Origin of the sequence: Xanthovirga aplysinae (genome assembly GCF_009711365.1) — a bacterium.
Classification (GTDB): domain Bacteria; phylum Bacteroidota; class Bacteroidia; order Cytophagales; family Cyclobacteriaceae; genus Xanthovirga; species Xanthovirga aplysinae.
The window spans coordinates 1-10,604 of record NZ_SMMB01001186.1 but is presented as its reverse complement, the minus strand read 5'-3'; the positions used below and the strand labels follow the sequence as shown (position 1 = coordinate 10,604).

6 protein-coding genes are annotated in these 10,604 nt (G+C 35.7%); 1 reads left to right on the top strand and 5 read right to left on the bottom strand.

Annotated features, from left to right (window positions below):
* Window positions 1-43: 43 nt before the first annotated feature.
* The 3 genes from E1171_RS16000 to E1171_RS15990 all read right to left on the bottom strand — a co-directional run bounded on the left by E1171_RS16000 (window position 44) and on the right by E1171_RS15990 (window position 5,725).
* Window positions 44-844, bottom strand: coding sequence for an outer membrane beta-barrel protein (locus E1171_RS16000; RefSeq protein ID WP_155207056.1), 801 nt, complete (start codon window positions 842-844; stop codon window positions 44-46).
* A gap of 72 nt (window positions 845-916) precedes the next feature.
* Entirely contained in the window at window positions 917-4,447 is a 3,531-nt protein-coding gene (locus E1171_RS15995) for an AAA family ATPase (RefSeq protein ID WP_155207055.1), read from the bottom strand.
* Window positions 4,448-4,483: 36 nt separating this feature from the next.
* Entirely contained in the window at window positions 4,484-5,725 is a 1,242-nt protein-coding gene (locus E1171_RS15990) for an exonuclease SbcCD subunit D C-terminal domain-containing protein (protein ID WP_155207054.1), read from the bottom strand.
* A 183-nt stretch (window positions 5,726-5,908) separates the two neighbouring features.
* Between E1171_RS15990 and E1171_RS15985 the strand changes: the two genes are divergently transcribed.
* Window positions 5,909-6,730 carry a Cof-type HAD-IIB family hydrolase gene (locus E1171_RS15985; protein WP_155207053.1) on the top strand — a complete coding sequence of 274 codons (822 nt, stop codon included), beginning with the start codon at window positions 5,909-5,911 and terminating at the stop codon, window positions 6,728-6,730.
* A 109-nt stretch (window positions 6,731-6,839) separates the two neighbouring features.
* Here E1171_RS15985 and E1171_RS15980 read toward each other — a convergent pair whose 3' ends face one another.
* Window positions 6,840-7,982, bottom strand: coding sequence for a tetratricopeptide repeat protein (locus tag E1171_RS15980; RefSeq protein ID WP_155207052.1), 1,143 nt, complete (start codon window positions 7,980-7,982; stop codon window positions 6,840-6,842).
* 37 nt (window positions 7,983-8,019) lie between these two features.
* A complete protein-coding gene (gene gyrA / locus E1171_RS15975; protein ID WP_155207051.1) occupies window positions 8,020-10,548 on the bottom strand; it encodes a DNA gyrase subunit A in 2,529 nt (842 codons plus the stop codon).
* Window positions 10,549-10,604: the final 56 nt, after the last annotated feature.

The following is a 10,604-nucleotide window of genomic DNA, read 5'->3' as shown; positions in this document are numbered from 1 at the left end:
TAATGAGTAATTTTCCATTACTTCTCCTACTCCATTTAAGTACTCAAAATAATACTACCACAATACCAAAATTCATATAATTGGTATTTTCTGCTCCTATTGGAGATAGACCTCTAACAAATAATGGTGTTGTAGTCCACCAATAAAATACTCCGATAAAATCCCAACCAGTTTTTGCTCCAAAACTAAAGCGTGTATTATTAAAGTTAAATTTTTGTTTATCTTTTTGTTTCTTAGGTCTGTTATCCTGTCGGAATTTAACTTTAGTTTTAGAGTCAATCCTCAAGCCACCCCTAACTCCTAAAGTAAAAAAGAATCCCTTTTTGGGTTTAATCCTATTGGTCCTAAAAACGGCCTCAAAAGCTAAATCTAGAAAAACAACCTGAAATTGACTTTTATCAACCCTCATAATATTTTCAAATCCTTGGAGGGTTTGTAAAGGTACAACTTCTGATGGGGCTCGGTCTAAAGCAATTAGCGTATTATTTTTAACTTTTTTTGCAAATTTAAAACGATTAGAAGAGATACCAATTCCTGGGCGTACAGAAAATTTTGATTTAAATAATCTGACATCGTACATATAGTAGACGTCTGCATAGCGTGATCCCCAAATATTAATAGCTAATTGAGGACCCTTATTATTTAAAATATCCCAACCTCTGGACAAATAAAAAAGTCCTGGGCCATCTATGGCTTTATATTCTTTATAAATTTTTTTAACACTTAGTTTTTTGTCGTTCCCTTTTTTAACCTTTCGTTTTTTGCTTTTATCAACTTCCTCAGTTTGGGCCATCACCATCAGAGAACAGTGCAAAACAAAGAGTATAAAGAATAATATTTTCATTCCGAAACCTGTGGTGAAAATTAATTACTTTTTAAGCGCCTTAAGAAGAAAACCACAGGTTTTACCCTTTGTTTAATGTATTTGTAAAGTGCTAAAGCCGGAATTTCCTTTTTGTATTTCTATTTTTGCTCCTATTCGTTCCTTTATGGCTGCTACGTGCGAAATAAGCCCAATTGTTTTTTTACTTTCTGCCTGTAAGTTTTCTAAGGTGGTCATGGCCATATCCAATGTCTCTTCATCCAGGGTACCAAAACCTTCATCAATGAACAAACTTTCTATATTAGCATTTTTCCCTGCCATATCTGAAAGACTTAAGGCCAAAGCTAAACTCATCAAAAAGCTCTCCCCCCCTGAAAGCGTACGAACGCTTCTCCGGTTATCCCCCATATAGCGATCAATTACATAAAGATCATCGGAAGATTCCTTATTATTTATAGCTTTGGTAAATCGATAGCGATCATTTAGTTTTTCTAATCGCCTATTGGCCAACACCAGAAGATTCTGTACAACAAGATCCTGAGCATAGTTATTAAATTTTTTGCCATCGCGGCTTCCAATATACTCATTTAGCATTTTCCATTTTGAAAAGCTATTTTCAAGGTTTTGAAGTTCATTTTTCAAGTTTTCGAAAGCACTTCTATTGGAAGAGTTTTTACTAAGAGTAGCTTTTAAGTCGGCTGATTCATCCAATAACTCTTTGAGCTTGACTTGAAAATTATTCGCCTCTTCCACCAATTGCTTTAAGGGAGAAATGTTTTCCAGGGAAATTTTCACATCTTGCAGTTGCCCTTTTAAGCCTTCCCTTTTACCAAATAAGTTTATACGCTCTTCCTTCAGCTTTTCCTTTTTATTTTTTATTTCCAATACTTCTTTTGATTTCAACAAAAAGCCTTCTACCTGGTCAAGATTGTTAAATCCAATAAGTTGTATTTCATTTTGAACTCTTTTCTTAAGTTCTTCAATTTTTCTTTGGTTAGATGAAATTGTTTCCGTGAGATGCTTCCTTTGTTCCTTTGTACTTGAAATTTGACTACTAATTTTTGCAAGCTCCTCTTTAGTAGAACTACATCGGGTCTTCAGATTTTCTAACTTATCCTGGGCGTATTCTAACTCTTTTGCGGTTTGTTTATCTCCAAATAATTCTTTCCTTTCTAGCTCCCCTTGACTGATTTTTTGCTTTTCGCCGACAATTTGGGCATTCAAAGCTGATTCCTCTTTAAGAAAAGCCAAAGATTGCTGCTGTTTTTCTGCTAATACTTCCTTATCGGTTCGGGTCTTCTGTTTTAAAGCCTCTACCCTCTCCTTTTTTAAATTTATTTCTTGATTAAGGCTTTCTAAATAATCTATAACCTGTTTACTAGAAGAAAAATCCTGATTCTTTAAATAAGCATTAGTTTCCTGAAAAAATTGTACTTGTTGAGTTTCGTAATTTATTAAAGGGCCTTGTATAAGCTTTAGTCTACTCAAACCTTGTTCTAATTTTACAGATTCAAGTTTAAACTTTTTTTGATTGGTCCATTCCCTAATTAAATCTTCACATTGTAACACAGGAGATTCATGAATTTTCTTCACTATTTCTTCTGAGAAGACCTCTGGTAATTCTTTTTGAATTTCATTCCCAAATTTCTCAAGCACATTGATTTCTTTTCTTCCTTCCTCCAGATGATCGGTTAACAACAGGAGTCCATTTTCATTTTTTATTTTTCGCTGAATTAAATCTTGGTGGAGAGTTTCCCATTTTTCAAACTCCTTTTGAGAATTAGAAATGCTATCATCCAAATTATCCTTTTGTTTCTCATAGGATAATTTGTAGGGGTGGTGTGTAGAGCCACACAAGGGACACTTCTCTCCTTCTTTTAATTTCTCCCTATGTTTCTCTAGGCTTGCCTCAATTTCAAAACGACGTTGGCGTAGTTGAAGCTCTTCTAATTTAAGTTGAAGAATTTCTTTATTAGCATTAGCCGTTTTTAGTCCCTCACCAATTTTATCCAGGAGTTCTCTATGATTGTTCTGTTTGGCCTGAATTTTTAACAGTTTATCTTTCTTTTGAATTAGTTCTTGGTGATTCCGAAGAAAATTATTCAAGAGCTCAATACGTAATTCATACTGACTTAAATCCAGTTGTTTATCTTTTAATTTGGAGTTATTTTCTAGAAGGTTAGACTCAGCTTCCTTTACAAAATTCCTTATATATTTGGCTTTTACATCCGTTTTTTTGCCTTTTAAGGATTGATTAAGGCGATCATTTTCTTTAATGGCTCTTAAAAAGCTTTGTTCCAAATCCTTTAATGCTTCCCCTTTTTGTTGTAGGAATGCAAAATTTTCGGTTAGAGATAAAATATCAGCATGATTTGAAAACCAGGTTTCAAGATCATTGATCTCCAAGCGGCCGTTTTGAATTTTACATTTTATATTCTTTTTGTCATGCTCGAATTGCTGTATGGATGAGGTAATTTTATTTTTTTGTGAGATGAGATTACGACTATTTTGTTTTAAAAGATCCAATTGGTGGTCTTTAGCATCGATTTGGACGCACAATTGTTTAAGTTGAAAAAAAGCCTTCTCTTCCTGCTCAATTGCTAGCGATAGCCTCTCCCATTCATTTTTGGTTTCCCTCTGCTTTAAATCAAATGATTTAAGGTCCTGCTCAAATTGCGCCATTTTCTTATTATCAATTTGCAGAATCCGTATCTTTTCTTTTAATAAAGAAATATTGGGCCGTAACGGCAAAACCGATTCATGTTGGTCAAGTCTAAGGTAATTCTCCCTTTGTGCTTGATTTTCTTTTTCATTTGTTTCAATCTTCTCCTTTAGACCCTCCAACTTCTCTTGGAGATCTTCAGCCGTTTGAGAAAGTTTAATTTTATCCTGCAACTTTGTAAAGATTTCCTGCTGCTGGTAATATTCACTTTGTTTAAGGTGTAATTCTTTTTCAATTTCTTTTAATTGTTCTTCAGGCAACAGATCATAACCCTCCATTTGGCTTTTCTTCTGTTGAATCTTTTCTTGTTCTTCTTTAAAGCGTTCAAAAACCGCAATACTGATCTGGCGGAAGTCGAAACTTTTGGTGATTTTTTCAAGTAGATCACTACGCTCATCTCTTTTTGCTTTAAGAAAACGAGCAAATTCTCCTTGAGATAGCAAAATGGCCTTAATAAATTGATTATAATTGAGTCCTATCAGTGAAGCATTTTTATCTGGACAAGCTGAACGTTTTAGATCCATTAGTTCACCCTCAGGAAGAGTGGAAATCTCCATTTTGTAATCATTGAGATTTCCCCGGCGGTTAATCTCAATACTCCAATAGGACCTATACTGACGACCTTTCACTTCATAATCTATTTCAGCAAAGCAATCCTTTGTTCCCCTGGTTAAAATGGCGCCATTTTCTGTTATATAATTTTTTGTTATAGGTACAGGAACACGAGGTATCCTATTGAACAAGGCAAGCGTAATAATGTCAAGTATTGTTGACTTTCCAGCTCCTGTAGGTCCGGTAATTGCAAAAAGGCCTGATTGAGCTATAGAACTTTTTGTAAAATCTAAGGTAAACTCCCCTTTTAAGGAGTTTATATTTTTAAATCGTAGAACCAGAATTTTCATCTAAAATTCAAAATAGGCTTAATAAAAAGTAATATTTTATTTATTTGGTATGGTCTCCATTATTTCCTTAAAGGCTAATTGGAGATCCAGACTTACCGTTTCAGGGATCTCTTCTTGAGAAAGACGTTTTAGAAAAATATTTTCGGCAGTCATCTCTTCCATATCAATAAGATCAGTGAATAATTCATCGGCCCCCTGAGTCTTTTTTCTAAAATAAATTTTCTTCTTTACTATTTGGAATTGGTTTTCTTCAGCTTTCTGCTGAAATTCATCTGTTAATTGTTCTAATTCTAAAAGTAGCCCAGGATTATATTCATCTTCTTCTACATTCACTTCAACAAGTGTAGGTAATTCTCCTAACCTCTTTATTTTGTTTAATTGATGACAAATTTCTTCCATGTTTCCTTTTATTGAAATTAGTTTTCGGAAAACTGGAACTGAAATAATTGTAGTGGTTAAAAGGCGCTCTCTATCTGGAGTGGTTTCCAGTAGTACAACGGAATGTTCATAATTCTTCTCCGTAAAACTAAGAGGGATCGGTGATCCGGAATAGCGCACTAACATGGGAGCACTTAGTTTTTGAGGTCGATGAATATGCCCTAAGGCCACATAGTCAAAGCGGCCATGAAAACCAGAAGCATTGATGGCTGCCTGATTTCCAATGTGAATGTCCCGTACGCTGTCCGATTCATTGCTCACCCCTTGAGCAAATAAATGGCCTGTCGCCATAATTGGAGTTTCTTGGGAATATCGTTTTTCACATATTTCACCTAAAACTTGGTAATGTCTTAGGATCCCCTCTCGGGTTTGTTGGATTTTATCGTCATAAGACTCTCCAGCCACTGCTTGTCTGATTTCTTTATCTCTAAGAAATGGAATGGCACAAACCACCAGTTCTAATTCTTCCTGTTGATTCCTAATTTCTATTATTTCATCTTCTACATTTTCCGTTGCACTGCTAATCGTGGTGACATTCAAAATTTTAAGCACTTCTTTAGGGGCATCCAGCGTACCAATTCCATCGTGATTTCCTCCTGTAATGATTACATGTTTACAAGAAGTTTGATGTAGATCAATCAGGAATTTATAATAAGCACTTTCAGATGTCTTTGAAGGGTTTGCCTGATCAAAAATATCCCCTGCAACCACCAATACGTCTACTTTTTGCTTTCGGATAGTTTCAATTAACCAGCCAAAAAAAAGTTTATGATCCATTGCTAAATCAAACCCTAGCAGTTTTTTTCCTATATGCCAATCCGAAGTGTGTAATATTCTCATTTTACCAATTAATATAACCTTTATTCAAAAAGCAGCAGTAAAGGTAATTAAGATTAAAGAAAAGAGAATTGCTCCGTCAAATTAAAATCTAAACTGCTAAACAAATAGTTTGTAAAATTTAATGGGAATTTAACAATTTAAATTACGCCTAAGCTTAAATTTACAATTTAAAAATTCAATGGGATGAAGGATATTCAAGCGGTGGTCATTGACCTAGATGGTACTTTGTTAAATAATAATCATGAAGTCACTAAATTTACAAAAAAGGTAATAAGAAATATAGTAGAAAGGGGAATTCATCTTTTTATAGCAACAGGAAGACACCCGGTGGATGTGCGGCATTTTTGTCGAAAAATGGGTGTAGAAACCTATTTGCTATGTTGTAATGGAGGAATGGTCTACAATAAAAAAGGTGAGTTGATCTCCACTAGGGAAATAGAAGGAGGCATTTCCCGAAAATTATTAAATATTACTACCCATCCGGAAGTTTATACAAATGTTTATCAAAATGAATTATGGTTTGCTGAACAAGAAAATGAAGCACTGAACGCTATGCATATTGAATCGGGTTTTGAGTGTGAAATTATTGAGTTTGAGCAAATGCCGAATTACACAATAAACAAGGTGTTTTATTATTCTCATAACCCTTTGGAGTTAGCCCAACTTGAAACAAGGTTAGTGCAAAAATTTGGAGACCAATTAAGTATTTATCCTTCTTCAAAGGTTTGTTTGGAAGTAATGCCAAAAGGCGTAAATAAAGGCAATTCACTATCCGAACTCTTTGAAAGTCTACAAATTAGGAGAGAAAATGTCCTAGCATTTGGAGATGGGCAGAATGACATTGAAATGCTAGGGATGGTTGGGAAAGGCCTTATCATGAAAAATGCCGACTCTAAGCTGATTGAGGCCCTTCCACATTTAGAAATAATCTCCTCCAATAATGAGAATGGAGTTGCTCAATACCTTTCTAAGGTTTTGTTGCAGGAAAATAGTTTGCAGGATTAATTTCTTGCCAAAGGGGAAAACTATTACCCTCAATACAGTCATTTAGTGAAATTTCACAAAAAAAGGAAACCCATATGGATTTCCTTTTTTTATAGCATAAATATTTGAATTATAGGTAACCCAAATCTTTCATTTTACTTTCAATTGCAGCAGCCTTATCATTCATTCTCAATTGAGTATAAACTGTCTGCAAAGTTTGAAGAGTGGTCTGATCATCTGGTTTCAACTCAGCACATTTTTCCAAGTATGGCAAAGCGTTTTTGAATTCCCCTCTTGCTTTTCCTTCAACAGCCTCCCCTTCTTTTTGATAGGTTTTCAGATCCATTTCATTTGCTTCTTTTAAATAAGCTGCAGCTTTGTTGTAATAAAGCACTGCAATATTAAAGTTGGCATCAAAATACTCCGGATCAATGGCTATGGCACTTTTATAATCCGCAAAAGCACCATCAGTATCTTTAATTTCGTCTTTTAAATAAGCTCTACTATAGTAAAGGTTCGGGTTGTTTGGCTCTGCCGTAATTGCTGCATCCAACTGTTTCAGAGCTTCCTCTGATTTATCACTAGCAATTAAGACATTGATTTCTTCCTTTGCAAAATCTTTATTGTCTGGAAATTCTTTTCTGGCCATTCGAATAGCCTCCAAAGCTTTGTCGTTATCTTCATTTACATTTCGCTCGATGTAGATAACAGTACTGAAGATGCTTTCCTTATCAGAATATTGTAAATCTAATAAGCTATAGAAATTTTTAAGAGCAACTTCATAATTTTCAGCTTGTTGAGCGGAAATTCCTCCATATAAATAACCTGTTGTGTCGGCAGGCTTTACTAAAGTTGAATTTTCAAATCCCTTTAAAGCTGTTTCATAATCATTGTTTTCATAGGCTTGAGCACCCTTATTTACAAAATTCCCCCAAAGCTCCTCAATTTTATTGCTAGAGAAGAAATCATAAGTTGATCCTTCCTTAGACATTTCTTTTGCTTTATTATATGCTGCAACAGCTTCTTTCAATGATACTGTATTAACATTAGTACTATCTACCAAAGCTATAGCCTGATAAACCTCTCCTTTGGTGAACCAAGTTTTTGGCTTATCTCTTGTCTTTTCATTTACTATCGCTTGATCAATAAAAGTCTTAGCTTGTTCTAAGTCACCACTTTGGACGAATTTACTAGCTTTACTGACTGCAGAATTTTGTGCATTTACAGTCAATGTCGCAGAAGCCAGTAATGCAGCTAATACTACCTTTTTCATAATTTGTTTTATTGGTTAAAAAATATTTAATTTTTTATTATTCTTCATTCGGTTTTTCTTCTGCTTCCGGATTATGAGAAGCTTCTTCTCCCGATTCTTCAGACGTTGGAACTTCTTCTTCCATCTTTTCAATTTTTTCTACAGAAGAAATCTCATCTCCCTCGCCTAGTTTAATAAGCCTAACGCCTTGAGTTGCTCGGCCCATAACTCTCAAATTTTCTACTTCCATCCGAATGGTAATACCTGACTTATTAATAATCATTAGGTCATCGGCGTCCGTAACTAATTTGATAGCTACTAATTTACCAGTTTTTTCGGTAACATTTATTGTTTTAACGCCTTTACCCCCTCGTTTAGTAATTCTATATTCAGAAACATCTGAGCGTTTTCCATATCCTTTTTCCGAAACTACCAATAATTGCGCATCTTCTTTAGCTACACAAACCATACCAACTACTGAATCTTCTTCACTTGCCAAGGTAATTCCACGTACTCCAGCAGCAGTTCGACCCATTGGTCTTACATCAGTTTCATGGAAATGAATTGCTCTTCCCGACTGAGCTGCCAGAATAATATGATTATCCCCATTGGTTAATTCCACATTCAGCAGGTGGTCACCTTCATTGATAGTGATGGCGTTAATTCCATTTTGTCGTGGCCTTGAATAGGCTTCCAATGAAGTCTTTTTAATGGTCCCCTTAAGGGTACACATCATCAAGTAATTATTGTTAATATAGTCTTCATCTTCTAGACTTTCAACATTAATCACCGAACGAACACTATCGCCCTGTTCTATATTGATCAGGTTTTGAATAGGACGTCCTTTTGCCGTTTTTGAACCTTCAGGAATTTCGTACACCTTCAACCAGAATACTTTACCAAATTCGGTGAAAATCAATAGATAATTATGAGTCCACCCCACAAAAAGGTGTTCGGTGAAGTCTTCTGTTTTGGAAGTAGCTCCTCTTGAACCTACTCCTCCCCTTCCTTGGGTTCTATAATCAGTCAATGGAGTACGTTTAATATATCCTTCATGAGAAATAGTGATTACCATTTCCTCATTAGGAATCATATCCTCCATTTTGAAATCTTCAGCACTATGAACTATATCTGTCCTGCGCTCATCACCATATTTTTCTTTGACTTCCAGGAGCTCATCCTTAATGATTTGCATCCTTTTGTCTTCATTGGCTAAAATGAATTCCAGCTCTTTAATAGTGGCCTTAACTTCCTCGTATTCATTTACAATTTTGTCTCTTTCAAGACCAGTTAAACGCTGAAGTCTCATATCGAGTATGGCTCTGGCCTGTATTTCCGAAAGATTAAAATTCGACATTAATCCTTCTCTGGCAATTTCAGGGTCTCTTGACTCTCTAATCAATTTAATGACTTCATCCAGATTATCCAACGCAATAAGGAGGCCTTCTAATATATGAGCTCTCTTCATTGCTTCTCTCAGCTCAAATTCGGTACGTCGTACAATCACATCATGCCTGTGATCAACGAAGTGCTGAATCATGTCCTTTAGATTCAAAATTTGTGGCCGTCCCTTTACCAGAGCCACATTATTGATTCCAAAAGAAGATTGAAGCTGAGTGTGTTTATAGAGATTATTTAAGACAATATTTGAAATAGCATCCCTTTTCAGCTCGTATACAATCCGTAAACCGTTTCGGTCTGATTCGTCTCGAATATCAGAAATTCCCTCTAGGCGCTTTTCATTAACCAGCTGAGCAGTTTTTTCAATCATGCTGGCTTTATTGACCTGATAAGGAATCTCAGTAACAACAATTTGTTCTCTGCCGGTTTTGGTGGTTTCAGTGGTAGCTTTTGCCCGCATTATCACCCGGCCTTTTCCGGTTTCATAGGCATTCTTTACACCTGAATACCCGTAAATAGTTCCTCCAGTTGGAAAATCTGGAGCGGTAATGAATTGCATTAATTCACTTACGGTTATCTCCTTATTGTCAATATAGGCACAAATACCATCTACCACTTCTCTTAAATTGTGTGGGGCCATATTTGTGGCCATCCCTACAGCAATACCTGCAGCACCATTTAAAAGTAGAGTAGGCAATTTGGCAGGTAAAACAGAGGGTTCTTTTAGGGAATCATCAAAGTTAGGCTCAAAATCAACCGTTTCCTTATTAATATCATTTAATAATTCTTCAGAAATTCTTTTTAGTCGAGCCTCCGTATAACGCATAGCTGCCGGGGAGTCTCCATCAATGGAGCCAAAATTTCCCTGTCCATCTACCAAAGGGTATCTTAGGGACCATTCTTGGGCCATTCGCACCATGGTGTCATATACTGAGGTATCACCATGAGGGTGATATTTACCTAACACCTCCCCCACAATACGGGCAGACTTTTTATAAGATTTATTATAATGGACGCCTAATTCCTGCATTCCGAAGAGCACTCTGCGATGTACCGGCTTTAATCCGTCTCTCACATCAGGAAGTGCCCTGGAAATAATCACCGACATGGAATAGTCGATGTAAGCTCCACGCATTTCATCCTCTATGTTAATTGGGATAATCGATTCATTAATTCCCTCAGCCATAAATATATAGTGAAAGTTGAGTTTTACAAGGGGGCAATTTAAGCAAAAATATTAAA